This window comes from Hyphomicrobiales bacterium (assembly GCA_016710435.1).
In the GTDB taxonomy this organism is placed as follows: Bacteria; Pseudomonadota; Alphaproteobacteria; order Rhizobiales; family Aestuariivirgaceae; genus Aestuariivirga.
This window is the reverse complement of the sequence record JADJVV010000001.1, coordinates 3,246,811-3,271,590: the sequence shown is the minus strand read 5'-3', so window position 1 is coordinate 3,271,590 and position 24,780 is coordinate 3,246,811. Positions and strand designations below refer to the sequence as shown.

General features: G+C 60.2%; 17 protein-coding genes, 1 tRNA gene and 3 pseudogenes. 15 read left to right on the top strand and 6 right to left on the bottom strand.

Annotated elements, in window-relative coordinates; all coding sequences use genetic code 11:
- Positions 1-38: 38 nt before the first annotated feature.
- Positions 39-1,382, top strand: a complete 1,344-nt coding sequence (locus IPM06_15940) for an NAD(P)H-hydrate dehydratase (GenBank protein ID MBK8771905.1) — start codon at positions 39-41, stop codon at positions 1,380-1,382.
- On the opposite strand, the gene IPM06_15935 is transcribed toward IPM06_15940, so the two are convergent.
- The 3 genes from IPM06_15935 to IPM06_15925 are packed head-to-tail and all read right to left on the bottom strand — an operon-like array spanning position 1,377 to position 4,836.
- Positions 1,377-1,736 (bottom strand): hypothetical protein, encoded by a 360-nt coding sequence (locus IPM06_15935; protein ID MBK8771904.1) that lies wholly within the window; start codon positions 1,734-1,736, stop codon positions 1,377-1,379. The two genes, IPM06_15940 and IPM06_15935, sit on opposite strands and share 6 nt — an antisense overlap.
- Positions 1,737-1,738: 2 nt before the next feature.
- Positions 1,739-2,977, bottom strand: coding sequence for an MFS transporter (locus IPM06_15930; protein MBK8771903.1), 1,239 nt, complete (start codon positions 2,975-2,977; stop codon positions 1,739-1,741).
- Positions 2,974-4,836 (bottom strand): EamA family transporter, encoded by a 1,863-nt coding sequence (locus IPM06_15925; protein ID MBK8771902.1) that lies wholly within the window; start codon positions 4,834-4,836, stop codon positions 2,974-2,976. Before IPM06_15925 ends, IPM06_15930 begins: the two co-directional genes overlap by 4 nt.
- 85 nt (positions 4,837-4,921) lie before the next feature.
- Between IPM06_15925 and IPM06_15920 the strand changes: the two genes are divergently transcribed.
- The 6 genes from IPM06_15920 (at position 4,922) to IPM06_15895 (ending at position 10,573) form a co-directional block, all read left to right on the top strand.
- Positions 4,922-5,449 (top strand): tetratricopeptide repeat protein, encoded by a 528-nt coding sequence (locus IPM06_15920; protein ID MBK8771901.1) that lies wholly within the window; start codon positions 4,922-4,924, stop codon positions 5,447-5,449.
- Between the two features lie 7 nt (positions 5,450-5,456).
- A complete protein-coding gene (locus IPM06_15915; protein MBK8771900.1) occupies positions 5,457-6,353 on the top strand; it encodes a DMT family transporter in 897 nt (298 codons plus the stop codon).
- Between the two features lie 39 nt (positions 6,354-6,392).
- Entirely contained in the window at positions 6,393-7,235 is an 843-nt protein-coding gene (locus IPM06_15910; GenBank protein ID MBK8771899.1) for a class I SAM-dependent methyltransferase, read from the top strand.
- A gap of 222 nt (positions 7,236-7,457) precedes the next feature.
- Positions 7,458-7,542 (top strand) — tRNA-Leu (locus tag IPM06_15905).
- 55 nt (positions 7,543-7,597) lie between these two features.
- Complete coding sequence (locus IPM06_15900; GenBank protein ID MBK8771898.1) at positions 7,598-8,962, top strand: trigger factor; 1,365 nt, start codon at positions 7,598-7,600, stop codon at positions 8,960-8,962.
- Positions 8,963-9,142: 180 nt separating this feature from the next.
- Positions 9,143-10,573, top strand: coding sequence for an NCS1 family nucleobase:cation symporter-1 (locus IPM06_15895; protein ID MBK8771897.1), 1,431 nt, complete (start codon positions 9,143-9,145; stop codon positions 10,571-10,573).
- A 77-nt stretch (positions 10,574-10,650) separates the two neighbouring features.
- Here the strand turns inward: IPM06_15895 and IPM06_15890 are convergent, their stop codons facing one another.
- The gene (locus IPM06_15890) at positions 10,651-11,163 is read right to left on the bottom strand and encodes a DUF4405 domain-containing protein (GenBank protein MBK8771896.1); all 513 of its coding nucleotides are present in this window, start codon (positions 11,161-11,163) and stop codon (positions 10,651-10,653) included.
- 821 nt (positions 11,164-11,984) lie between these two features.
- On the opposite strand from IPM06_15890, the gene IPM06_15885 reads away from it, so the two are divergent.
- The 8 genes and pseudogenes from IPM06_15885 to lon all read left to right on the top strand — a co-directional run bounded on the left by IPM06_15885 (position 11,985) and on the right by lon (position 22,535).
- Positions 11,985-12,683, top strand: a complete 699-nt coding sequence (locus IPM06_15885) for a cyclic nucleotide-binding domain-containing protein (protein MBK8771895.1) — start codon at positions 11,985-11,987, stop codon at positions 12,681-12,683.
- Between the two features lie 307 nt (positions 12,684-12,990).
- On the top strand, positions 12,991-14,196 hold the full coding sequence (locus tag IPM06_15880) for a hypothetical protein (protein ID MBK8771894.1): 1,206 nt from the start codon (positions 12,991-12,993) through the stop codon (positions 14,194-14,196).
- 5 nt (positions 14,197-14,201) lie between these two features.
- Positions 14,202-14,847, top strand: a pseudogene (locus tag IPM06_15875) (S-adenosylmethionine-binding protein).
- Between the two features lie 442 nt (positions 14,848-15,289).
- Positions 15,290-17,125: pseudogene (ilvD, locus tag IPM06_15870) on the top strand (dihydroxy-acid dehydratase).
- Positions 17,126-17,245: 120 nt separating this feature from the next.
- Positions 17,246-17,683, top strand: a complete 438-nt coding sequence (locus tag IPM06_15865) for a hypothetical protein (protein MBK8771893.1) — start codon at positions 17,246-17,248, stop codon at positions 17,681-17,683.
- A 91-nt stretch (positions 17,684-17,774) separates the two neighbouring features.
- Positions 17,775-18,400 (top strand): annotated as a pseudogene (locus IPM06_15860) (ATP-dependent Clp protease proteolytic subunit).
- 280 nt (positions 18,401-18,680) lie between these two features.
- On the top strand, positions 18,681-19,961 hold the full coding sequence (gene clpX, locus IPM06_15855) for an ATP-dependent Clp protease ATP-binding subunit ClpX (protein ID MBK8771892.1): 1,281 nt from the start codon (positions 18,681-18,683) through the stop codon (positions 19,959-19,961).
- A gap of 123 nt (positions 19,962-20,084) precedes the next feature.
- Positions 20,085-22,535, top strand: coding sequence for an endopeptidase La (lon, locus tag IPM06_15850; GenBank protein ID MBK8771891.1), 2,451 nt, complete (start codon positions 20,085-20,087; stop codon positions 22,533-22,535).
- A gap of 925 nt (positions 22,536-23,460) precedes the next feature.
- Here lon and IPM06_15845 read toward each other — a convergent pair.
- Complete coding sequence (locus IPM06_15845; GenBank protein MBK8771890.1) at positions 23,461-23,808, bottom strand: carboxymuconolactone decarboxylase family protein; 348 nt, start codon at positions 23,806-23,808, stop codon at positions 23,461-23,463.
- A 75-nt stretch (positions 23,809-23,883) separates the two neighbouring features.
- Positions 23,884-24,666 carry an IclR family transcriptional regulator gene (locus tag IPM06_15840; protein ID MBK8771889.1) on the bottom strand — a complete coding sequence of 261 codons (783 nt, stop codon included), beginning with the start codon at positions 24,664-24,666 and terminating at the stop codon, positions 23,884-23,886.
- Between the last annotated feature and the right edge of the window lie 114 nt (positions 24,667-24,780).

Here is a 24,780-nt window from a genome sequence, read left to right as displayed (position 1 = left end):
CCATTGAACAGCGGCGAAGTCCGGCGCACACTGCAACGATGGATCATGCCCTGCTGACGCCTGCCGAAATGTATCGCGCCGATGCGCTCGCCCTTGCGGCAGGCTTGACGGAAGGCGTACTGATCGCACGCGCGGGACGGGCCGTTGCGGAAGAGATTGTGCGCCGCTACGGAGCGCGGCGCACGGTGGTGCTGGCGGGGCCGGGGAACAACGGCAAGGACGGACTGGTCACCGCTCAGTGCTTGCAGGCATGGGGGTGGCCCGTGATGGTGAGCAACGATATCTCGGAAGCCGAGTTAATCGTTGATGCCCTCTACGGTGCGGGCTTGAACCGAACATTTCCAAACGAGATTGCAGAGCGGGTCAAAGCTGCCGGTGTCCCCGTCGTGAGCATTGATGTGCCTTCTGGCCTTGATGGCCTCACCGGTCAGCCGCGCGGTGCTGCCATTAAGGCAAATCTCACAGTCACCTTTTTCCGCAAGAAGCCCGCACATCTCCTGTACCCGGGCCGGGATCTTTGCGGTGAAGTCGTGGTCGCCGATATCGGAATTCCCTTTGCCTTGCTTGCTGAGATCAAGCCGCAGTTATGGGAGAATGCAAAGCCCGCGTTGCCCGAAGCGCAGCCGACAGTCCACAAATTCTTGCGTGGACATGCCGTCATCTGGAGCGGTGGAACTTTGCATACAGGAGCGGCGCGGCTTGCTGCCATGGCGGCCGCGCGCAGTGGTGCTGGCGTCGTCTCCATCGCTGGACCCCCGGAAGCCCTCGCGATGCATGCTGCTCAGGTCTCGTCCATCATGTTGAAACCCGTCAGCACCATGGATGCCTTGCGCGATCTCCTTGAGGATACACGCATCAGATCATTCTGCATCGGACCTGCGGCCGGACTGGGTGTCAGCACGCGGAAGGCCGTGATGCGGGTGTTGCGGTCGCAGGCACCTGCGGTGCTGGATGCTGATGCCCTCAGCGTGTTTGAAGATGATCCACAATCGCTGTTCTCGGCCATCAGCAAGCGCAATGCCCCAACGGTGCTGACGCCGCATGAGGGCGAGTTCCAGCGGTTGTTCGGATCAATCGGGCTGAAGGCTGATAACAAGGTTGAGCGCGCGAGGGCTGCCGCACGGGCCTCTGGAGCCATCTTGCTCTACAAGGGGCCGGATACGGTCATTGCCCATCCCGGGGGACGGGCGGTTATCAACGGCAATGGCAGTCCCAGGCTTGCAGTTGCAGGCTCCGGCGATGCGCTTGCGGGGGTCATTACAGGGCTGTTGGCACAGGGTATGGATGGTTTTGCGGCGGCGTGTGCCGGGGCGTGGCTTCATGCCGAGGCTGGCAACCGCTGTGTCCGTCCGGTCGCCGAAGACCTTGTCGAGGCCTTATAGACCAAATGCATCTGCCGCCTTGGCGTCGACCACAGCCACACAACCCGCGATCACGGGACTGATGGGCAATTCACGGTAGGCCCCCAATGCGCCTTCGTTCATCAGTTTGCCAGCTTCGCCGTTGACCACCCAGATGAAGCCATAAGTGGTTTCGCGAATGGGTCTCGCGCCTGCGCGGGTGATCGCTGCAAAAGCGACGTCTTGCGGCGTGCCCGGATCGAACACGACCAGCATGTTGCCCGTCGCCTCCCGAGGCAAGGCGGCGTCGCGCATCACAACCAACATCACGCCCAGCCAAATGACTATGACGGCAGCGAAAAAACCAAGGGCGAAGCGGTGACCTGGGAATGCCAAGATTACGCTGCGGCGAACGTGGTTGCGCGTTTTTCGATGATGGGCAGATGCACGATTGCTGCAAACAAGCCGAGGACAACGCCCATCCACCAGACGATGTCGTAGTTGCCATAGATGTCATAGAGCTTGCCCCCCAGCCATACGCCAAGGAACGAACCGACCTGATGGCTGAGGAAGACGAAGCCATAGAGCGTTGCCATGTAGCGTGTGCCGAACATGACAGTGACCAGTCCCATGGTTAGGGGCACGGTGGACAACCACAAGAAACCCATGCTGGCGGTGAAGATCAGCGTTGTCACCGGCGTGATCGGCATGGTGATGAATGCGACCACGGCCACGGAGCGGGCAACGTAGATCAGGCTCAGAGGGACGCGCTTTTCGCCGCGGCCACCGATGATGCCCGAAAGATAAGATCCTGCGACATTGAAGAGACCGATCAGGCCCATGGCGAGGCCCGCCAATTCCTTGCTGATGCCATGTTCGGCCAGATAGGGCGGCAGGTGAACAGTAACGAAAGCGAGCTGGAAACCGCAGACGAAGAAGCCGGAGACGAGCAGTACATAGGAACGTTCGCCGAATGCCTTGCTGATTGCCGTCCCCATGGAGAGGTCCGTCTCACCGGCTACCGCCGCGCTGCCCTTGGTGTTCTGTACCATGAGCGGCGCTGCAAACAGGATGATCAGGAGAGCTGAAGCAGCCAGGACGATCAACGCATTTTGCCAGCCGTAGGCAGAAAGGAGAGAGGCCGCGAAGGGCGCGAAAATGAACTGTCCGAGCGAGCCGGACGCCGTCGCGAGGCCGAAAGCCCATGAGCGCTTCTCCGGCGGCACAATGCGGCCGAGTGCTGCCATGACTATACTGAACGATGACAGCGCAATGCCGACGCCGAGCAGCAGACCGCCGCCAAGGTGAAAAACCAGGGCGTTCTGGGAGACTGCCATGACCACCACGCCGATTGCATAGATGACTGCTCCTGCCATGATGACACGGGCCGATCCGTAGCGGTCTGCCAGCATGCCGGCGATGGGCGTGAAAATGCCCCAGGCCAGGTTCTGGATGGCGACGGCGAGCGAGAAGATTTCACGGGGCCATTGGTGGGCCTCCGAAATCGGCACAGTGAACAAGCCAAACGTGGAGCGCACACCGAAATTGATGATGGCGACGACACAGCCCGCCACGAGCACCGTCATCGGCAGGAAGTACCAGGGGGTAGAACGTGAATCGGCTGATGCGTTGGTCATGCGGGGCCTCTTAGCCTCCCGGGACGAGGAGCGTAAGCCTCCCGCTCGGCTGGCTGCTCTTCGTTCCGCGCGGGGCGAAGTTGGCTTACCGCAACGCCACCGAGAATGAGGGCGCCGCCTGCCATCAGCCAAACCGACAGTTCCTCGCCCAGCAGCAGAATTCCCCCCACCGCTGCGACCACGGGCTGTACGTAGAGGAACATCCCCGCCCGGGAACTCGACATGTGCCCCAGGGCCACATTCCAGGCCCCCGTGGCCAGAACGGTTGCGAAAATACTGAGAAATGCCACCGTTCCCCATTGCCCCAACGTGAGGGTGGCGATTTCGCCGACGACCTTGGGGGAGACGACCAAGACCGTCGGCATGGCCGATACGGCCAGTGCCAGACAGGCGGTGGGAAAGGCACCGTAGGTCTGCGAAACCGGGCGGATCAGGATCGTGTAGACGGCCCAGCCCATGGTGCTGATGGTAACCAGAATCACGCCGAGCACGCTGACATTTCGGGCACTCCCGGCCGCGCCACCCAGAACCAGGACCGCCGTTCCCGCGAGTGCCAGGACCAGTCCCACGGCAAAGGCGGTGCTGATCCGCTCCGATGCAAACAGCGATGCACCAAGCGCGATGAAGACAGGTTCCAACCCAAACAGCATTCCGGTCCAACTGGCGGGGATCAATTGGATGCCCACCGCCGCCAGCGCCTGATATCCCATATTGCCGATCAGGGCTGCTGCGAGCAGCCTGATCCATGCACTTCGCGACAAGCGCCGCATGGGCAGGAACGCAACGATTGTCGCGGCCAGCACCCCAGCCGGAAAGATGCGGAGGAGCAAGGCCGTCTGGGGCGAAACGTCAAGCAGCAGGAAGCGCATTCCCACCGGCACCATGCCCCACATCGTGACGGCATAGAGGATGAGGGACAGGCCGAAGACTCCTTCCGCCCGCATGCTGAACTGCGAGATGGCCACGCCCGCCAGAATGACAGCCGCAGCGGCCAGGATACGGAATGTAATCACTTCATCCAACATGGTCCAACCGGCCACCACGGCAAGAACGGGTATGACGTACAGGGCCGCGCCCAGCATGGTCGGCCGCAGAAGGGCCGCAGCATAGTTCCAGGTAATGACGCTGAGGGTGGCGCCCAGTGTGGAAAGGAATGCCAGTGAGGCCAGGGCCCTCGCATCAAGTGACATAAGCTTGGCGACCGGGTGTGCTCCCGCCTGCGGTATCAAGAGAAGGATCAATATGGGCGGAACGATCAGAATGTTCGACAGCCCCGTGATCTTGACTGCACCATAGGTCTGGATGAGTGAGCGACTGAACACCACGAAGATGGCCCAGGCAATGCCTGCCAGAAAAATCATTACGCAGCCCATCGTCACCTGTGCCGTTGTCGATGTCGTGGTGGCGAGGTCGTTGCCCCATACCAGCAGGACGGATCCCGCGAATGACACGAGCAATCCGATGATCGTCGCCAGGGTCATGCGCTCCGTGCCTGCAAAGCGCGCGAAAATCGCGATCAACAGCGGCTGCGTGGACATGATCAGTGTGCCGATGCCCGCTGGCGCGTGGACAAAGCCGAAGACGGAAAATGCAAAGTAACCGAGAACGCCGGCAAGCGAGACGAACAGGAGGCGTGGCCAATCCGCCCGGGCGATGGAAAAGCCGACGGTGAAGAAGAGATAGACGGCAAAGATCAACCCGACGATCACAGTTCGGATCAACAACGCATCGACAGGACCTGCGGCAACCGAGAAGGCTCGCACGAACACTGGTGTCACGCCCCACACAAGTGTCGTGAAAAGCAGCGCCAGGTAGGCCTTCCCGTTGGATTCGCCGTGTTCGTGGTCGCTTGCCGTCATGGTGAATGGGTGCCCGGTTTCAGTACAAGCGTCAATTCGCCAGAGACACTTGCCTGCCATGCCAGCGCTGGCTAGCATCCGGCTCATGCACAAGTTCTTTCATATCTTTTCGTTCATCCTGTTTGCACTCTTGGCCATTCCAGCCGGAGCGGCCCCGGCCGATGATGCCGTCACCCGCGGGCGTGAAGCGCTGAAGACCATGGATATGGCTGGCGCCATGTCGGCCTTCGATGCTGCCCTCAAGATCGATCCCGCTCATGCCGAGGCGGCCTATGAACGCGGGCTGCTTTTCATGCGGATGGGCAAGCCCAATGAGGCCATTGCCGACTTCACCACGGCGGTGGTGAGCAATCCGACCCATGGTCGTGCCTTTGCGCACAGGGGGGAGGTCAAGATCACGGTCAACAACTGGGGCAGCGCGTTTGAGGATTTCGACAAGGCTGTTGAGGTCGCGCCCAAGGATTACCAGGTCCTCGTGATCCGCGCGTCCTATCTCCTTGCGAAGGACAAAGCGAAAGCCCGGGCCGACATGGACGCGGCTATCGCAGTTGCGGATCCTCATGCGGCTGAGGTGCTGACGCGCATGCGCAAGGAAATGGGACTGGAGCAATAATCCCGGGATGAAGCCGTTCAGGGACCATCCGCTTCTCCTGTTATTGACGACGGGACTACTGCTCGGGTTCTATTTTCCCGTAGGGCGGCTGTCGGCGGACGCCGGTATTGATCCGCTCTTGTGGGCCCTGCTGATCTCGCTGGGGCCGGGTTTACTGCTTTCCATTGCAAGCCTGGCATCCGACCGTTCCATGTTGCGGGTGGGTCACTTGGCCTTTGCACTTGTCTCCGGTTTGCTTGCCTATGTTGTGCCCAACGCCTTGACCTTTGGTGCCCTGCCGCATGTCGGCAGTGGATACATGTCTTTGATGTTTGCCTTCTCTCCCGTGGTGACGGCGGCGCTGTCGATGCTGGTGGGAGTTCGCCCGCCGAATGGCCGGCTTCTGGCTGGTGTGGGGCTTGGGTTTGCGGGAGCTGTTTTCATAGCGCTGTCGCGGTTCGGCCTTCCGGCGGATGCAAATGGTCAATGGCACTGGCTTGCATTCCTTGTGCCGCTGTCGCTGGGCATCGGCAATGTCTTCCGGACGGCCTTCTGGCCGGCAGGCATGGCACCTCTGCGCATGGCGGCGGTCACAAACCTTGTCGCTTCTTTGCCGCTCATCGTGTTGTTGATCCTGTGGGGCAGGGACGGTGCGGTGGCGACCGCGCTTCACTCCCCGTTGATTTTGCTTCTGCAGGTGGCGATCTCCGCTGCGATGTTCACCGTGTTCTTCCGTCTGCAATGGGTCGGAGGCCCGACCTACCTGAGCCAGATCGGCTATGTAGCGGCGGCTGTGGGCCTTTTGTGCGGAGTCGTGTTCTTGCAGGAGCTCTATCCGCCACTCGTCTGGGCTGGTGCGGCGACCATTGCTGCCGGTGTGGTGGTTTCGAATTGGCCCAGCAGGCGCCGCAATTCGGGTTTCTGATCCGTAACCTCAGTTTCCCAGGGCACGCGGAGGGGCATCATGGATGCAATAGCACAGACGGCTTACTATTGTTGTGGCGTTCGGGCCCGTGATGCAGCGTCGGCCCAGCCCATTTGCGGTGACCGACTGGCTCAGCGCTTCATGACACCTGAGGCGGAGTTGGCCTTTGCCCACTTCAAGGCACTCGCACGGCCCAATTTGTCCAATGCTGTTCGGGCCCGCATCATAGATGACATGCTGAGGGAGAAGATCGCGGCCGAACCCGGCCAGATTGTCTTTCTGGTTGGCGCAGGCTTCGACACCCGCGCCTATCGCCTGGGTGGTGGTGCCTGGGTCGAAATGGACCAGGCGGATCTGTTGGCGCGAAAGAATGAACTCTTGCACCTCGCGGAATGCCCCACGCCGCTGATGCGGATCAGTATCGACTTCGTCAGCGAGTCGCTCGCCGACAAACTTCTTCCCTGGGCGGGCACGCGCGATGCTGTCGTGGTGTTGGAAGGAGTGTGCATGTACCTCACGCAAGCACAACAGAAACAATTGTTCGCCACGCTTCGCGCGGAGCTTCCCGGACACACCTTGATCTGCGACCTGATGACCAGACGTTTCTCCGAGCGCATCGCAAGGCCTTTCCGGGATTTGCTGAAACAACTCGGCACCGATTTTGCACCTCAGATCGATACGCCTGAACGGACGGTGGTCGAAGAGGGCTACAACATCGTCTCCCGTACCTCTATTGTCGCACGGGCACGGGAACTGGGTGCTTTCGCCATACCGGGGTTCCTTCTCAACACCATCCTCCGTTCCTTGCGGGATGGTTTCGGTGTCTATGTCTTCAAGGCTGACGAGTTGCACTTGAGTTCCCGGAGCAAAGGTGGGGAGTAGGCTTTGAGTATAGATTTATGATCCCGCAGTCTCTCGATTTGCCCTGCTTAGACTGCGCCAGACAGTTTGGCAAGCAAAAAAATCCTATTAAAGGATTTATTGGGCCGGGCTAACGTGTTAGACGTCCATCCCTCGCGCCATTTCCTGCTGGCACGGTCTGAAACGCTCTGCTATAGGCGCGCCGACCTAATCGCCCCTTGGCTTTCGGGCCGCTGGCATCTCGCGGGCGTGGTGAAATTGGCAGACACGCAGGATTTAGGTTCCTGTGGGGAAACCCGTGGGGGTTCAAGTCCCTCCGCCCGCACCAGACCCGCTTGCCCAGCAGCCGCACGATGAGGGGCCGCGAACGAAAGATGAGACCAATGAACGTGACCGAGACCGCAAGCCAAGGCCTGAAGCGTGAATTCAAGGTGGTGGTGAACGCCGCCGAACTGGCCAAGCAGGCTGAGGCCCGCCTTTCTGAGATGGCGCCCAAGGCCCAGATCAAGGGCTTCCGCCCGGGCAAGGTGCCGGTTGCGCATCTCAAGCGCCTGTATGGCAAGTCGGTGATGGCCGAAGTCGTGCAGAAAGCGATTGACGATGGTGCTCGTTCCGTCTTCGCCGACCGCAATCTCAAACCCGCCTACCAGCCCGAAGTGAAGCTGCCGGAAGCCTCTGACGAGGTGGAGCAGATCATGGACGGCAAGAAGGATCTGTCTTTCGACGTTTCGGGTGAGGTGATCCCCGAATTCCAGATCAAGGACCACGCCGGCCTTGCCCTGACCAAGCATGTGGTTGCCGTCACCGACGCGCACCTCGATGAAGCCGTGAACCGCCTCGCGTCCGGCTCCAAGTCCTGGGAAGCAAAGGCCGAGGGCGCCAAGTCCGAGAATGGCGACCGTGTGACGATCTCCTTCGTCGGCAAGATCGACGGCAAGCCGTTTGACGGCGGCGCAGGCGAGAACATCCCGCTGGAAATCGGATCCAACCAGTTCATCCCCGGCTTCGAGGAACAGCTCACGGGCAAAAAGGCCGGTGATGACGTCCTCGTCAAGGTGACGTTCCCCGAAACCTACGGGGTTGCAGACCTTGCCGGCAAGGCCGCCGAGTTCGATACACGCATCGCTTCCATCGAATCTCCGAAGGCTGCCGTTGTTGATGACGAGTTCGCCAAGCGCATGGGCTTCGAGTCGGTCACGGCGCTCCGCGACATGCTCAAGTCTGGCATTGAACGCGAGTTCGGCCGCATGACGGCGATGAAGCTGAAGCGCGACGTGCTTGACGCGCTGGACAAGGAATACACCTTCGAACTGCCCGAGCGCCTGGTGGAAGCCGAATTCAACGGCATCTGGAATGCGCTGCAGAACGAGATGAAGCGGGCCAACAAGTCCTTCGCCGACGAGAACACGACGGAAGAGGAAGCGCGCAAGGAATACCGGGCCATTGCCGAGCGCCGCGTGCGCCTTGGCCTTGTGCTCGGGACGCTGGGCGAAAAGGAACAGATCCAGGTGAACGAGCAGGAATTGCAGCAGGCGCTGATCGCCCGCGTGCGCCAGTTCCCCGGCCAGGAAAAGCAGGTCTATGACTACTATCGCAAGAATCCCTCGGCGCTGATCGAACTGCGCGGGCCGATCTTCGAGCAGAAGGTGGTGGACCTGATTGTGGGCAAGGCGACGGTGACCGACAAGGATACCAGCCGCGAGGACCTGCAGAAGATGGTCGAGGACGACATGGACGGCGAGGAATAAGCCCACAGGGCCCATTCCCAGACATTTGGACCCTCTTCCGGCGACGGAGGAGGGTTTTTTGTTGTCGTCTGCCGGGTGGATGGGCGGTTGCACAATTATTGGGCTATTTCCAACCACCCGAATCGGGGGCATCATTCCGGGGTGGCCGCATGGCCACGGGGAAATGTGGGAACCGACCAAATGAAAATCAGCAATCCGTCACCCTCGTTATATAACGAGGATCTGGCGCCTGCGACCGAGAGGAAGTGGGGCGCGTTCAGCATCTTCAACGTATGGACGTCCGACGTTCACAGCCTGTGGGGTTATTACCTCGCGGCGAGCCTTTTCCTGCTGTGCGGGAATTTCATCAATTTCGTGCTGGCGATCGGACTGGGGTCGCTGGTGATCTATTTCCTGATGTCGCTCGTCGGCACCGCCGGTGTGCGCACGGGCGTGCCTTATCCGGTTCTGGCGCGCGCCTCCTTCGGCACGGTGGGTGCGAACCTGCCGGCGCTGGTGCGGGCCATCGTTGCCTGCTTCTGGTACGGGGCGCAGACCTCGGCGGCTTCGGGGGCGATCGTGGCGCTTCTGGTGCGCAACGAAGGCATGCTGGCCTTCCACCAGAACAATCACATGCTCGGGCACTCCACGCTGGAGGTGATCTGCTACGTGATCGTGTGGGCCTTGCAGCTGCTCATCATCCAGCGCGGCATGGAGACGGTGCGCAAGTTCCAGGATTGGGCCGGACCTGCGGTGTGGATCATGATGCTGCTGCTGGCGGTCTACCTCGTGGTCAAGTCGGGCACCTTCTCGTTCGGCAGTGAAATTCCGCAGGATGTGCTGCTGAAGGCAACGGCTGATGCCGGCGTGCCGGGTGCGCCGGGCTCGATGGCCGCGCTGTTTGCGGTGGCGGCGACATGGATCACCTACTTCGCGGCGCTCTACCTGAACTTCTGCGACTTCTCGCGCTATGCGACGAGCGAGGCGGAATTGCGCAAGGGCAACCTGTGGGGCCTGCCGATCAACCTTCTGGCCTTCTGCCTTGTGGCGGGTGTGACGACGACGGCGGCCTTCACGGTCTACAATGAAGTGCTGCTGCACCCCGACCAGATCTCGGCCAAGTTCGACTCGTGGTTCCTGGCGGCGCTGGCGGCGCTCACCTTCGCGGTGGCAACGCTCGGCATCAACGTCGTGGCGAACTTCGTGTCGCCGGCGTTCGACTTCGCCAACATCTATCCCAGCAAGATCAACTTCAAGCGGGGTGGTTATATTGCCGCCGCGATTGCGCTGATCCTCTATCCCTGGGCGCCGTGGCAAACGGGTGCGGCGCACTTCGTCAACTTCATCGGCTCCACCATGGGCCCGATCTTCGGCATCATGATGGTGGACTACTATCTCCTGCGGAAGGGCAAGCTCGATGTGGCGGCGCTGTACCAGGAGAACGGCGAGTTCCGCTTCCAGAGCGGCTGGCACGTGAAGGCGCTGATCGCGCTCGCCGTGGGCGCGCTGTTCTCATCGGTGCTGCCGACCTTCACGACCATCCTGCCCGTGTGGTGGGGAACCTACGGCTGGTTCTTCGGTGTCGCCATCGGCGGCGGGGTGTATTACCTGCTGCGGATGGGATCGAAGTAACTCCCGGCCTTTTTCAAGCGACAGCCGCCCTTCGGGGCGGCTGTTCTGTTTGTGGGGGAACGTGGAGCCGCTCCGCATCACTTCGCCAGCGCCACCAGCGTGGCGGCGAGTTCCATGGTGTCCTTGCCGGAAGCCTTGCCGATCTCGACGAGGGACTGTTCCGCACCCGTCACCGTAAAGCCCTTGGCCTTGAGGCCCGCCAGCAGATCCTCCGCCGTCACGTTGAGAACGGGGGCGACCTCGGCCACGGGGGCCTTCATCACGGCGTTGGAGAGGGCGAAGGGCGGCGGTCCACCGGCCCCTCCGGCGGCAGTGCCGGTGAGGGCGGGCCAGGCGAAGGCGATGGCCGCTGCAAGCGATACGGCGGAGCCGATCCAGAAGGGCGCGCGGCGGAAATAATTCAGCAACGGCCGCCAGTTTTTCCAGACGTGCAGGCCGAAGGGCAGGATCAGCACCAGCGAGAGGATTTCGTGCATCTCGCGGAAGGCCGCGGTGCCCACATGGAAGAACAGGGCGACGCCCGAGACGAGCGAGATGAGGAAGAAGCCCGTGACGAAGGGCGTGGCGTAGCGGTTCAGAAGGTCCGGCATGATGGTGTCCCGTTGTTGGTCTTGCCGATGAGACGGGCGAGGGCGCCGGGTTCCGTCGCTGCATCGCAACATTATTTTGGGCTTGGCCCTCATCCCCACATCGGGGAGGGGGACGGCAACGCCCTTCGCCCTCTCCCGCCTGCGGGAGAGGGTTGAGGCCCGGGCCACAGGCGTCGGGAGCGAGGGTCACGGCGGCATGGGGGGCCTGGGAAGGAATCGGGGAAGGAATCGGGGAAGGAAAGGAGGAGGGACGGTTTCCGTCCGGGCTCTGCACCTGCATGCATGGAGTGGGAAAGGGGGAAGTGGGCGCAAAGCCCGGCCACGCCGGCGCCCGTCACCCGAGGGTGAAGGGCGGGCCGTCATGGCACCAGGAAACGCAGCGATTTTGGCCCGCAAGCCCCGCACTCGCCACGTCCACGCGCTGCGGCACGCCAGGGCACTGAAGCCAGGCCGCGCGCCATCCGTTCCACCCGGGGTCTGAGCCCGGGCGAGGTGAAGGGGTGGCGGATTTGCGTGGGTGTACTGCGGTAAACCGCGCTTGGACCATAGTATCCAAGGGGCGGAACTCCGGCTCCCGGGTGGCGGCGTGGTGTCGGCACATCCGCCCCGCAGGCGCTGCACACGGTTCTGGCAATGTAGAGACACAACCGACATTGGCCCTCCTTTCCAGAACCGTCAGGAGGGTATATAATCCTATTATGGGAAAAAGTAAAGATGTGGAAGGAGGAAAAATGTTCTTGAGACGTCTGGAGAACAGATGTATCTGCATCGGTTCACTACCTAATGTTGAATATTGTATCGTAAGTTAGGTTTTTGTTGGCATGAGTGATTTGGTTCATTTGCGAAAAGAATTTGCAGGGACGCAAGCTCGGGAAAGTGTTCTCAGTGCACTCCTTGAATCTAGGCTGGCGTGTCAGGACAAGAAAGCTGCAGCTTGGTTGTTTGATAATGGCCGAGTGCAAATCTTTGAACGCGGATCAATGTTAATAAAGCAGGGCGAAAGAGACTCCGCCGTCTACATCGTTCTCAGCGGACGCATCCAAATACACACTAATGGCAATTGGCACGGATTACGTGGCAACGGTGAGCACGTCGGAGAAATGGCTGCACTCGATCGAATGCCGAGGAGTGCAACTTGCATAGCTGATTTGTCCACAGCGGTGCTCGTCTTAAGTCGAGCCGCTTTCACAGTTTTTTTGACTAGTTTTCCGCTGGCCGCATTAGAGGTGGCAAAGAGTTTGTCGGCCAGGCTGAGAGATCGTGACAAGTACTTCAGAGTAGTGAATGCCAAGCCGAAACTATTCATTATATGCGCAAAGGAGAGCAAGAAGCTCGCGACGAAATTGAAAGGGAAATTAAAAGCAGCTAACATTGAAGTGAAAGTGTGGTGGGCAGACACGATTAAGCCGGGCGACTACACGTTGCCGAATTTAGTTGAAGAGCTAAATTCGTGCGACTTTGCGGTTGCGCTAGCTGAACCTCTTGACGAAGTCAGTTCTAGGGATCGGAGCCAGTATTGATGGCCAGAGACAATGTGCTTTTAGAGTATGGCCTAGCCGTTAGTGCCCCTGATTTTGAGACGCTCATTTCTTGTGGCTTCGTCAACTGGGAAGAAAAGGCTCAAGGACGGCCGAACCGTGAAATTCGAGCAGGTTAGTTCTAAGAGAACGACCGATTTGGATGGTGTGACTTACATTCCATATCCCTATCACAAACCCGCTATCATTGATTCCAGATGTTGCTAAATTGGCAAAGTAATCTTGCGGTCTGTTCGTGAGCTTGACGTTTTTGAAACGGTTAAACCCATCAACTCAATCAAGGGCTAACATGGCTTGGGATAGAAATCGATCAATTGGTAGAATAGAGCGGTATCTTGCTGGGGCGCCAGAACTCGACAATGGAATTTCGTTGGCTAGTCAGAGACCGAATTCCAGTCTGGTCATCAAGAGTTCCCTCGAAGAGTACTCGCCACGCAAGGCGTTTGTGGTTGAGGGAGCTCATCTCTATGGTCATTTGATAGACTATGATAGGTTGGTTTTTGACTCCTCTGGCCGAGAGACCGAGCAAACTCATGAAGCCTTGTTGCGCTTCTTGGATGCTCAATATCGGCTGTGGGATGCTGTCGTTGAGTATGGAGACGCTGAACGAGTTGACTACCATGGAACACGTCTCCATGCGGTTGTGTCAGATTCCGAAGGGAGTCCTGAAGGGCAAATTCAAAAGGCAGTCGCGCTTGCTCAGGTGTTGTCTGAAGCCACAAGAAGCATTGCGCAGACTCTCGGTGTCCCAGGCAGGGTGCGTTTTGGAGTTGACCAAGGCAAGTGTTTGGCCCTGACCACGGGTCGAAATCATGATCGGGATATCCTTTTTCTCGGTAAACCAGCAAACTATGCTGCTAAGCTTGCTGCTGCAGCGCAGACGGAAGGCGTGTTCATTTCTCCCCGCGCTTCGTCAAACATGCGAAGGCCAGCAACGTTTGACAGAAAACTGGAACTTGACGAAATTCGATCAGCCTCGAACATCTATCGCTTCGATAGTTTGTCCAAGTCGGCCTTGGCCATTGCAAGGGAACAGCAATTTCCAAAGCGCTTTCAGTTCTTTGAGCCGACTTTACCGCTAGCTGACATGAAGTTTGAAGAAGTATTCCCAAGCCATACAGCAAGACTGCGTGCATGTTCAATTTTTGCCGATGTCGATAAATTCACAGCGTTCGTTGATGCTGCGATAGAGAAGGGTAGTAATGCAATCAGGGAAGCGGCGATAGGCATACATGTCATTCGAGAGGAGTTAAACTCGGTTCTCAAGACTGATTTTTCGGGTAAGCGAATTCGGTTTATTGGTGATTGCATTCATGGTGTATTGGCTAAAGGAGATGGTGAGTCTCGGACGGCCAGCACTTTACATCATGCCGCCATGTGCGCCTCTGCAATGCAATCGTCCTTCGATCTTTGTAAGACTCTAGTTCCCGGAGTGTCGAGCCTCGGTTTAGCTATCGGTATCGAGTTTGGGCAGGTTCCAATCACACGATTTTGAAGACGATGAACCAGCTTAATAAAACGATCGTCGATCTCGCCGTGTCGCTGCGAGGCCGAAAGTTTCAGACAGTGTTGGCTGATCCACCGTGGCGTTTCATCAACCGGACCGGAAAGATCGCGCCAGAACATCGCCGCCTCACCCGGTATGATACTATGAAAACGGCGGATATCTGCACGCTGCCTGTTGCCGAAGTAGTGAATCAACCGGCACATTCGTTATATGTGGGACCAATGCGTTGCTCGCCTGATTGATTTGAGGGAGCAATTGCCGGGTTTCGACTACAAGAGTAATATCGTCTGGCATAAGATCAGAAAGGACGGCGGCTCCGATGGACGAGGCGTTGGATTCTACTTTCGTAATGTCACTGAAATACTGTTATTCGGCATACGCGGCAAGAATGCTCGCACATTGGCACCTGGACGACGGCAAGTGAATATGATCGAAACCCGAAAGCGCGAACACTCACGCAAACCTGACGAGCAGTATGAATTAATCGAAAGCTGCTCAAGGGGACCGTTTCTCGAGTTGTTTGCCAGGGGGACAAGGCCTGGCTGGACCTATTGGGGAAACCAAGCAAATGACGAGTATGCGCCGACTTGGAATACATATGCCAACCACTCGCAAGCAAGTCGAATTGCCGCGGAATAACTCTGTCGAGCGCTAAGGTGTCTTTGAGAACCTAGGTGGTTCCTTTGACTTTAGGCTAGGAGCACTTCCGACCGTTTTGGAACCAAATATTTTTTTACATCCACCAAACAAGCGGCGACAATGAAGACAAAGCCGCCGCGATCTTGGTGTTTGAATATCTCATCGTACAGCTGCAATTGATGGGCAATTTTGGCTGGGACGCGCTTTTTTCTTCTAGTTACTCATCCCCTTTGGTCACCATTTCCACGCGCGAAGTGTAGAAAATGGTCGGTTGGAGTTGTGGTTTTTGCATAGCGCTCGCCTCTTTCTTTTGACGTCTTGTCGGTGTTAAAGCGCCTTTGAATTTAAGCCCGGTGGAACTACCATTTTGGATTCCTGCTTTCGCAGGTATGATAGTTGGGAGGGAAGATGGGCGAGTGACAGTTTTAGAGGACACCCTCCCATGCCCCACTACCGTTCCCGCACCTCCACCCATGGCCGCAACATGGCGGGCGCGCGTGGGCTTTGGCGCGCCACGGGCATGAAGGACAATGACTTCGGCAAGCCCATCATCGCCGTGGTCAATTCCTTCACCCAGTTCGTGCCGGGCCACGTGCACCTGAAGGACCTCGGCCAGCTGGTGGCGCGCGGAGATCGAGGCAGCCGGTGGCGTGGCCAAGGAGTTCAACACCATCGCCGTCGACGACGGCATCGCCATGGGCCACGACGGGATGCTCTACTCGCTGCCGTCCCGCGAGATCATTGCCGACAGCGTGGAATACATGGTCAACGCCCATTGCGCCGATGCCATGGTGTGCATCTCCAACTGCGACAAGATCACCCCCGGCATGCTGATGGCGGCCATGCGGCTGAACATCCCGCCGTGTTCGTCTCGGGCGGGCCGATGGAGGCCGGCAAGGTGCTGCTCGGCGGCAAGATGCAGGCGCTTGACCTGGTGGACGCCATGGTGGCGGCGGCCGACGACAAGTATTCCGACGCCGAGGTGGCGACCATCGAACGCTCGGCGTGCCCCACCTGCGGCTCGTGCTCCGGCATGTTCACGGCCAATTCCATGAACTGCCTGACCGAGGCGCTGGGCCTCTCGCTCCCGGGCAATGGCTCGACACTCGCCACCCACGCCGACCGCAAGCGGCTGTTCCTGGAGGCGGGGCATCTGATCGTCGATCTCGCCAAGCGCTATTACGAGCAGAACGACGAGAGCGTGCTGCCGCGCAAGATTGCGACGAAGCAGGCGTTCGAGAATGCCATGACGCTCGACATCGCCATGGGCGGCTCCACCAACACGGTGCTTCACATCCTCGCCGCCGCCCATGAGGGGGGCGTCGATTTCACCATGGACGATATCGACCGCCTGTCGCGCCGCGTGCCGGTGCTGTGCAAGGTGGCGCCCGCCAAGTCCGACGTGCACATGGAAGACGTGCACCGCGCCGGCGGCATCTTCTCGATCCTCGGCGAACTGGAGCGGGGAGGGCTGCTGCACACGAACCTTCCCACCGTGCATGCCAAGACCATGGGCGAGGCGATCAACCGCTGGGATATCCGCCGCACCAACTCCAAGACGGTGCGCGATTTCTTCCTCGCGGCACCGGGCGGCGTGCCCTCGCAGGTGGCCTTCAGCCAGGATCGGCGCTGGGACGATCTCGACCTCGACCGCACGACGGGCGTGATCCGCTCCGCCGAGACGCCGTTCTCGAAGGATGGCGGGCTGGCCGTGCTCTCCGGCAACATCGCGGCGCAGGGCTGCATCGTGAAGACGGCGGGCGTGGATGAGAGCATCCTCAAGTTCGCCGGTCCCGCCATCGTGTTCGAAAGCCAGGATTCGGCGGTGCTCGGCATCCTCAACGGCGAGGTGAAGGCGGGCGATGTGGTGGTGATCCGCTACGAAGGCCCGATCGGCGGACCCGGCATGCAGGAGATGCTGTATCCGACGAGCTACATCAAGTCGAAGGGCCTGGGGAAGGCCTGCGCGCTGTTGACCGACGGCCGCTTCTCCGGTGGCACGTCAGGATTGTCGATCGGCCATGTCTCGCCGGAAGCGGCCGAGGGTGGCGTGATCGCGCTGGTGCAGACGGGCGACCGCATCGAGATCGACATTCCGGCGCGGACGATCACGCTGGCCGTGGCCGATGACGTGCTGGCGGCGCGGCGCAAGGTGCAGGAAGCCAAGGGTTTCAAGCCCGCCGAGAAGCGCAAGCGCAACGTCACCAACGCGCTCAAGGCCTACGCGGCGCTCACCACATCCGCCGCCAAGGGTGCCGTACGGCGCGTGCTGGACTGACGCTTCCCGCTAAGCGGCTGAGAAGCGGATCGGGTTTCGAAACATTCGGTAAACACGAGACCGAGATTTGCAGCTTTCCGGGAAAGGGATCCTTGGCCCGTTGGTGCCACAATCCTGGCCATGGGGCAGTATCCTTGTGTCGATGCAACCGGTGGCCTTGAACTGGCACGGCAATACAGAACGGCGGCCTTCGCCTTGGCGGGGGCGGCGGCCGTGGGCGTGCTGCCACTGCCGCCCTTCCGGCTGTTGTCCATTCACGCGGTGGAGTTGGCGATGAATGCGGTGCTGCTGCATGGCGGGAACGGACCCGCTGCGGTGAGAGGCCTGCAACACAACCTTGCGGCGAGGCTGGAACCCTGCCGCGCCCTCGGTCTGGTGCTGAAGAAGCGGACGGAAGACCATATCCGGGACCTGAGCGAAAACCGTGACTATCTCATCGCCCGCTATGCCCCGCATGAGGCCATGGGAAACCTCAGCGTCAACCGCATGACCGCGACCGTCGTCGAAGTCTGCAGCAAGGCGGAGAAGCTGATCGCGTCTCCGAAAGCCACCACCTGAACCCCCTTTCTCCGCCAATTTGCGATTTGTTAGGGGGTCACCTATCTATGGTGCCGACGACCCCAATCTGATTCCCCCATCCGGAGTTCCCATGCCCGCATTTGATCCCACTGCCGCCTTCTGGCCTTCCGTCATTCAGCAGGAAGCCCGTGGCGAGCGCGTCTATGACCTGCCGTCGCGCCTGCTGCGCGAGCGCATCATCTTCGTGACGGGGCAGGTGGAAGACACCATGGCGGCCTCGATCTGCATGCAGTTGCTGTTCCTTGAGGCTGAAAACCCCAAGAAGGAAATCGCCATGTACATCAACTCGCCGGGTGGCGTGGTGACGTCGGGCCTTTCCATCTACGACACGATGCAGTTCATCCGGTGCCCGGTTTCCACGATCGTCATGGGGCAGGCGGCGTCCATGGGCTCCGCTGCTCTCGACGGCGGGACAGAAGGGCATGCGTTTTGCCCCTGCCGCACTCCTCCATCATGGTTCACCAGCCCTCGGGCGGCTTCCAGGGCCAGGTGACGGACATTCTCATCCATGCGCGCAACGTGGAAAACCTGCGCAAGCGCCTCAATGAGATCTACGTGAAGCACACGGGCCGCTCGGTAAAGGAAATCGAGGACGCGCTGGAGCGGGACAACTTCATGTCGGCTGACGAGGCGGTGAAGTTCGGCCTGATCGACGAGGTGAAGAGCGTGCGTCAACTCCCGGAAGATGCGAAGTAATCCGCTGATGGCGGAATTTCCCCGGGAATATTTGCGGCCACTCCCGCCGGGGTGGCCCCGGGATTGCATCCACAACCGGGCTTTGTCCGTTTTCCACAAGGTCCAGCCATCGCAATGGTGCATGGCAGGCGGCGGCAAGGATTGGTTAACCTCCGGGGCCTCATGCTGGATTTGAGTCGGGCATTTGGTCTATTGTGAGACACTTTAGGGCCACTTTCTGCGTATCTAGAAAGTGCCGACAGGCGACCGGAGAACCCGGCGCCAAGACAAGGATGAAGACATGAGCAAGGCAGCCTCAGGCGACAACAAGAACACTCTGTACTGTTCTTTCTGCGGAAAGAGCCAGCACGAGGTGCGCAAACTGATCGCCGGGCCCACCGTTTTCATTTGCGACGAATGTGTCGAGCTCTGCATGGACATCATCCGTGAAGAGAACAAGTCGGCGCTGGTGAAGTCGAAGGACGGGGTGCCGACGCCGCAAGAAATCCGCAAGGTGCTGGACGACTACGTGATCGGCCAGGACCACGCGAAGCGCGTGCTCTCTGTTGCCGTGCATAACCACTACAAGCGCCTGAATCATGGCCAGAAGGGCAACGACGTGGAGTTGGCGAAGTCCAACATCCTGCTCGTGGGCCCCACCGGTTCCGGCAAGACGCTGCTGGCTCAAACGCTGGCGCGCATTCTCGACGTGCCCTTCACCATGGCTGACGCCACGACGCTGACGGAAGCGGGCTATGTGGGCGAGGACGTGGAGAACATCATCCTCAAGCTGCTGCAGGCCTCTGACTACAATGTGGAGCGGGCGCAGCGGGGCATCGTCTACATCGACGAGATCGACAAGATCAGCCGCAAGTCTGACAACCCCTCGATCACCCGCGACGTGTCGGGTGAGGGTGTGCAGCAGGCCCTGCTCAAGATCATGGAAGGCACGGTTGCCTCGGTGCCGCCTCAGGGTGGCCGCAAGCATCCGCAACAGGAATTCCTGCAGGTGGATACGACCAACATCCTGTTCATCTGTGGCGGCGCATTCGCCGGACTTGAGCGTATCATCAACCAGCGTTCCAAGGGGACGGGTATCGGCTTTGCCGCGACGGTTCGGGCGCCCGATGACCGCCGCACCGGTGCGGTGCTCCGCGAACTGGAGCCGGAAGACCTTCTGCGCTTCGGCCTCATTCCGGAATTCGTGGGCCGACTGCCGGTGACCGCGACGCTGGAAGACCTGGACGAGGCAGCCCTGGTGCAGATCCTCTCCGAGCCGAAGAACGCACTGATCAAGCAGTACCAGCGCCTGTTCGAGATGGAAGGCGTGAAGCTCACCATTCCGGAGGAAGCACTGCGCGCCATTGCCCGCCGCGCCATCGAGCGCAAGACGGGTGCGCGTGGTCTCCGCTCGATCATGGAAGGCATTCTGCTCGACACCATGTACGACCTGCCGGGCATGACCGGGGTCGAAGAGGTGGTGATCTCGCGTGACGTTGTGGATGGCGATGCCAAGCCGCTGCTGATCTATTCCGACCGCGAGAAGCAGGCGCCACCCAAGGTGGCCAGCGCCTCCGCCTGACGCAGGGACGATGCGGTGGCTCTTGAAGAAGGGCTGCCGCAACGCCACATCCGCTGACGATTGTGAGTGCCACGCGAATGCGTCGCGTGGCCGAGTGAGCAGGTGTCCTGCCTGCAACAGGGAATGAAAATGGCAAAGAAGACCACAGAAAAGACGGTCACCGAAACTCCGGCGGAAGTGCTTCCGGTTCTTCCGCTGCGCGACATCGTCGTGTTTCCGCACATGATCGTGCCGCTGTTCGTGGGCCGCGAGAAATCCATCAAGGCGCTGGAAGAGGTGATGCGTGAAGAAAAGCGCATCGTGCTCGTGGCGCAGCGCAACCCGGCGGATGATGATCCGGCGCAGGATGCGATCTATGAAGTGGGCACGCTGGCCCAAGTGATGCAGCTGCTGAAGTTGCCTGACGGCACCGTGAAGGTGCTGGTGGAAGGCCTTGAGCGCGCGCGCATCCAGAAGTTCACCGACCGCGCCGATTTCTTTGAAGCGGAAGTTTCCGTGATGGAAACGCCTGTTTCGGCCGACAAGGAAACGGAAGGCCTGGCGCGTTCCACCTCGTCGCAGTTCGAGAGCTATGTGAAGTTGAACAAGAAGGTGCCGCAGGAGGTTCTTGCGAACCTTTCCAGCATCACCGACTTCGGCAAGCTGGCCGACACCATTGCCGCACATCTTGCCGTGAAGATTCCCGACAAGCAGGCGCTGCTTGAACTCGACACCGTCGAAGCACGGCTTGAGAAAGCCTATGCGCTGATGGAAGGCGAGATTTCGGTGCTGCAGGTCGAGAAGCGCATCCGCAGCCGCGTGAAGCGGCAGATGGAGAAGACGCAGCGCGAGTACTATCTGAATGAGCAGATGAAGGCCATCCAGAAGGAACTCGGCGACGGCGAAGAAGGCAAGGACGAACTCGGCGAACTCGACAAGCGCATCAAGGAGACGAAGCTCTCCAAGGAAGCGCGTGAGCGGGCCGATGCCGAAATGAAGAAGCTGCGCCAGATGTCTCCGATGTCGGCGGAAGCGACTGTTGTCCGCAATTACCTCGACTGGCTGCTGTCGATCCCGTGGGGCGTGAAGAGCAAGGTGAAGGCAGACCTGGAGTTTGCCCAGAACGTGCTCGACACCGACCACTACGGCCTCGACAAGGTGAAGGAACGCATCGTCGAATACCTCGCGGTGCAGGCGCGCACCAACAAGCTGAAGGGTCCGATCCTGTGTCTCGTCGGCCCGCCCGGCGTGGGCAAGACGTCGCTTGGCAAGTCGATTGCCAAGGCCACGGGCCGCGAGTTCATCCGCATGTCGCTGGGCGGCGTGCGTGATGAAGCCGAGATCCGCGGCCACCGCCGCACCTACATCGGTTCGATGCCCGGCAAGGTCATCCAGTCGATGAAGAAAGCCAAGAAGTCCAACCCGCTCTTCCTGCTCGACGAGATCGACAAGATGGGCATGGATTTCCGCGGCGATCCGTCGGCGGCGTTGCTGGAGGTGCTTGATCCCGAGCAGAACGGCACGTTCATGGACCACTATCTTGAGGTGGAATACGACCTCTCGAACGTGATGTTCGTGACGACCTCGAACACGCTGAACATTCCGCCGGCGTTGCTCGACCGCATGGAGATCATCCGCATCGCCGGTTACACGGAAGATGAGAAGGCCGAAATCGCCCGGCGCCACCTCGTTCCCAAGGCCATGGAACACCACGGCCTCGACAAGAAGGAATTCGAGGTGACGGCAGAGGCGGTGCACGAAATCATCCGCCGCTATACCCGTGAGGCGGGCGTGCGCAACCTTGAGCGCGAGATGAATACGCTCGCCCGCAAGGCGGTGAAGGACCTGATGATCTCCAAGAAGAAGAAGATCAAGGTCACGGCCGAAGTGGTTCACGATTATCTCGGCGTGCCGAAGTTCCGCTTCGGCGAGGCCGAGCGCGAGGACCAGGTGGGTGTTGTCACCGGCCTGGCGTGGACAGAAGTGGGTGGCGAGTTGCTGACCATCGAAGCCCTCATGATGCCCGGCAAGGGCAAGATGACGGTGACGGGCAACCTGCGCGACGTGATGAAGGAGTCGATCTCGGCGGCTTCATCCTACGTGCGCAGCCGCGCGCCTTCGATCGGCGTGAAGCCGCCCGTGTTCGACCGGAAGGACATCCACGTGCACGTGCCGGAAGGCGCGACACCGAAGGACGGTCCGTCGGCGGGCATCGCCATGGCGACGGCCATCGTCTCGGTGCTGACGGGTATCCCCGTGCGCAAGGACGTGGCCATGACCGGCGAAGTGACGCTGCGTGGCCGGGTTCTGCCCATCGGCGGCTTGAAGGAAAAGCTGCTCGCTGCACTGCGCGCCGGCATCACCAAGGTGCTGATCCCGCAGGAGAACGTGAAGGACCTCGCTGAAATCCCGGACAACGTGAAGTCCGGCATGGAGCTGGTACCCGTGTCTCATGTGGACGATGTGCTGAAGCACGCGCTGGTTCGCCAGCCGACGCCCATCGTGTGGGACGAGGAGGCGGAAGAAGCCGCCGCCGCCGCCCGCGCCAAGGGCCCCGCTTCCGCGCCGGACGGCGAGGGTGCGGTGACACACTAAGACGCTTCTCAAGCAATGACGTTCCGAGGGAGTGGCCGCAAGGCCGCTCCCTTTTTGGTTGTGCCGGGGTTTTCCCCGTGCCAGCTTTCTGCCAGGGCAACAGGGAGGGCTGCGATGGGCAAGCTTTGGGGACTGCTGTTGGTTTTGTGTCTGGCGACGCCCGCCAGTGCGGATGGCGTGCCAGAAGATCGGGGCGCGGCGGAGTGGTCGACGATCGGAGGGGCCGGGAACCGCATCTCGATTGCCCGTGTGGGACCGAACGCCGGCGACGCAGCATCGGCACCTGCGGACTACAATGTGTGCAACACCACGCCCATGAACGGGGATGGGACGCAGCAGACCGTAGTTGTTTACGGTGGCCCAGGTTCAAGCGTGCATGTCAGACCCGGCGAGTGCCACTGCGCAAAGCGCCCCAACGGTCTCACGGTCTACAACGGGTATGAGGCCGTCAATCCCCTGCAAGGCCGTTTCCAGAGGTTCAAGTCTGGCTTCAAGTGCCAGTCTCACCGTCTGTCGGCGGGCAAGCTTCAAGAAATCACTCGGCGCCCCTGCACAGCGCTGCCTCCGGTTGTTGGCAAAGGCACATATGCTGCGTGGTCATGCGACATCTTTCAGGGCTTGCCAAAGAAGAAGCGCAACGTGCGCTTTCTGCAGCGAGGGCGATGACAGTGTGGTGAAGAAGGACGGCAATATCCTGAATACGGGAAACTATGTCGTCGCCAGCCGGAAACTGATAACCGAAAGCATTGTGAAATCCGAGGCGGGCATCTGAGGCCAGAGTTCGCGGTGATGGTGAAAGGCTGCATCGACTACTATGGGGTTGAGGAACTGTTCGTGGTGGCAGCCAGTGGCGGCATCCCGTCTGCCAGGATTTTTCTCACCGATGCATCGTGGCAGGCTTTGTCTGACCGCTGAACCGCAACCATCACGCCTTCGGTTTCAATTGCTCATAGGCTTCCAGCGCGTGGGTGGCGTACATGACGGAGGGTCCGGCGCCCATGTAGATGGCCATGCCGAGCGTTTCCATGATCTCCTCGCGGGTGGCGCCGTGGGCGAGGGCGGCCTTGACGTGGAAGCCGATGCAATCGTCGCAGCGGACGGCGACGGAGATGCCGAGTGCGATCAGTTCCTTGACCTTTCCATCCAGCGCCTGGGGCTTGAGGGCCGATTGGGCGAGGGCGGAAAAGCCTTTCATTACGTCCGGGTGCTCGGTCCGCATTTCCCTCATGCGCGCGGAAACGCCCGCCAGATAGCCTGCCCAATCGTCCTGCATATTCGTATCTCCTAATATACGCAGGGTTTGGCCGATGTGCGGGGCAACGTCCTTGATCTAGAGCAAGGCCATTGCCTATTCGACGGCGAGTGCAATTTCAGGCTGGGCCGAGGTGTTGGCGGCGAAGTCCTGGAGAACCTTGCGCGTGCGGTCGAGGCGCACATTGTCCGCCTCGACATCGAAGGTGCAGCCGACGGCGATCAGCCAGTCGTTGTGCCAGTCAAACACCGGAACGGCAATCGACTGGAGATGCGCTTCCAGCTCTCCCACCGTGGTGGAGTAGCGCTGGGTGCGGACGGTGTCGACACGGGCGATGAGCCGGCGGGCATATTCGCCGTCCTTGCCGATGGCGGTGATCTCCTTCTGGATCAGGCGCGCGGTCTTGATCTCCGGAAGGAAGGCCGCAAAAATCTGACCGGAGCTGCTGCGCAACACGGACATGAGTTGGCCCGGCATGGTGTTCACGCCGATCCCGTCATCTGAATAGGACCAGCGCACGACGATTGGCCCGGCTGCTGTCCAGATCGACATGAAGGAATGACAACCGGTGCGCCTGGCGATGTCATCGAGGCCGGCGTTGACGCGCTCGTAGAGATCCACATGACGCATGGCGCGCAGGCCGAGACTTATGCTGCCGCGGCCCAGGCTGTAGCGCCCGGTCTGGCGGCTCTGCTCCACGTAGCCGTGGGAGAGCAGCGTGGCGAGATAGCGATGCAGCTTGCTGGGCGAGACGCGGGCATCGCGCGCGATCTCCGAGAGGGCGGCGGGACCGCGCATCTTTCCCAACGCATCCAGAATGCGCAAGGCGACGACGAGGGACTGGATGGGGACCAACGGCTTCAAGGACTTGTCGTTCATGGCTTCACGACTCGTTCAATCAGGCGCCCCCGTTGTTGCAACCACGCATAACCGCATTCAGTTCCCATGTCCCGCGAACGGGAGTTGGAGCGCGCGGGATTTGCAGCCCTGACG

What these genes read in the sequence shown, in the direction of transcription:
- IPM06_15880 (MBK8771894.1), top strand. Translation starts at nt 12,991, where the DNA reads ATGGCTTGGGATAGAAATCGATCAATTGGTAGAATAGAGCGGTATCTT.
- IPM06_15865 (MBK8771893.1), top strand. Translation starts at nt 17,246, where the DNA reads ATGGGGCAGTATCCTTGTGTCGATGCAACCGGTGGCCTTGAACTGGCA.
- IPM06_15885 (MBK8771895.1), top strand. Translation starts at nt 11,985, where the DNA reads ATGAGTGATTTGGTTCATTTGCGAAAAGAATTTGCAGGGACGCAAGCT.
- IPM06_15845 (MBK8771890.1), bottom strand. Translation starts at nt 23,808, where the DNA reads ATGCAGGACGATTGGGCAGGCTATCTGGCGGGCGTTTCCGCGCGCATG.
- IPM06_15840 (MBK8771889.1), bottom strand. Translation starts at nt 24,666, where the DNA reads ATGAACGACAAGTCCTTGAAGCCGTTGGTCCCCATCCAGTCCCTCGTC.
- IPM06_15895 (MBK8771897.1), top strand. Translation starts at nt 9,143, where the DNA reads ATGAAAATCAGCAATCCGTCACCCTCGTTATATAACGAGGATCTGGCG.
- IPM06_15915 (MBK8771900.1), top strand. Translation starts at nt 5,457, where the DNA reads ATGAAGCCGTTCAGGGACCATCCGCTTCTCCTGTTATTGACGACGGGA.
- IPM06_15900 (MBK8771898.1), top strand. Translation starts at nt 7,598, where the DNA reads ATGAACGTGACCGAGACCGCAAGCCAAGGCCTGAAGCGTGAATTCAAG.
- IPM06_15940 (MBK8771905.1), top strand. Translation starts at nt 39, where the DNA reads ATGGATCATGCCCTGCTGACGCCTGCCGAAATGTATCGCGCCGATGCG.
- IPM06_15890 (MBK8771896.1), bottom strand. Translation starts at nt 11,163, where the DNA reads ATGCCGGACCTTCTGAACCGCTACGCCACGCCCTTCGTCACGGGCTTC.
- clpX (MBK8771892.1), top strand. Translation starts at nt 18,681, where the DNA reads ATGAGCAAGGCAGCCTCAGGCGACAACAAGAACACTCTGTACTGTTCT.
- IPM06_15930 (MBK8771903.1), bottom strand. Translation starts at nt 2,977, where the DNA reads ATGACCAACGCATCAGCCGATTCACGTTCTACCCCCTGGTACTTCCTG.
- lon (MBK8771891.1), top strand. Translation starts at nt 20,085, where the DNA reads ATGAAAATGGCAAAGAAGACCACAGAAAAGACGGTCACCGAAACTCCG.
- IPM06_15920 (MBK8771901.1), top strand. Translation starts at nt 4,922, where the DNA reads ATGCACAAGTTCTTTCATATCTTTTCGTTCATCCTGTTTGCACTCTTG.
- IPM06_15925 (MBK8771902.1), bottom strand. Translation starts at nt 4,836, where the DNA reads ATGACGGCAAGCGACCACGAACACGGCGAATCCAACGGGAAGGCCTAC.
- IPM06_15910 (MBK8771899.1), top strand. Translation starts at nt 6,393, where the DNA reads ATGGATGCAATAGCACAGACGGCTTACTATTGTTGTGGCGTTCGGGCC.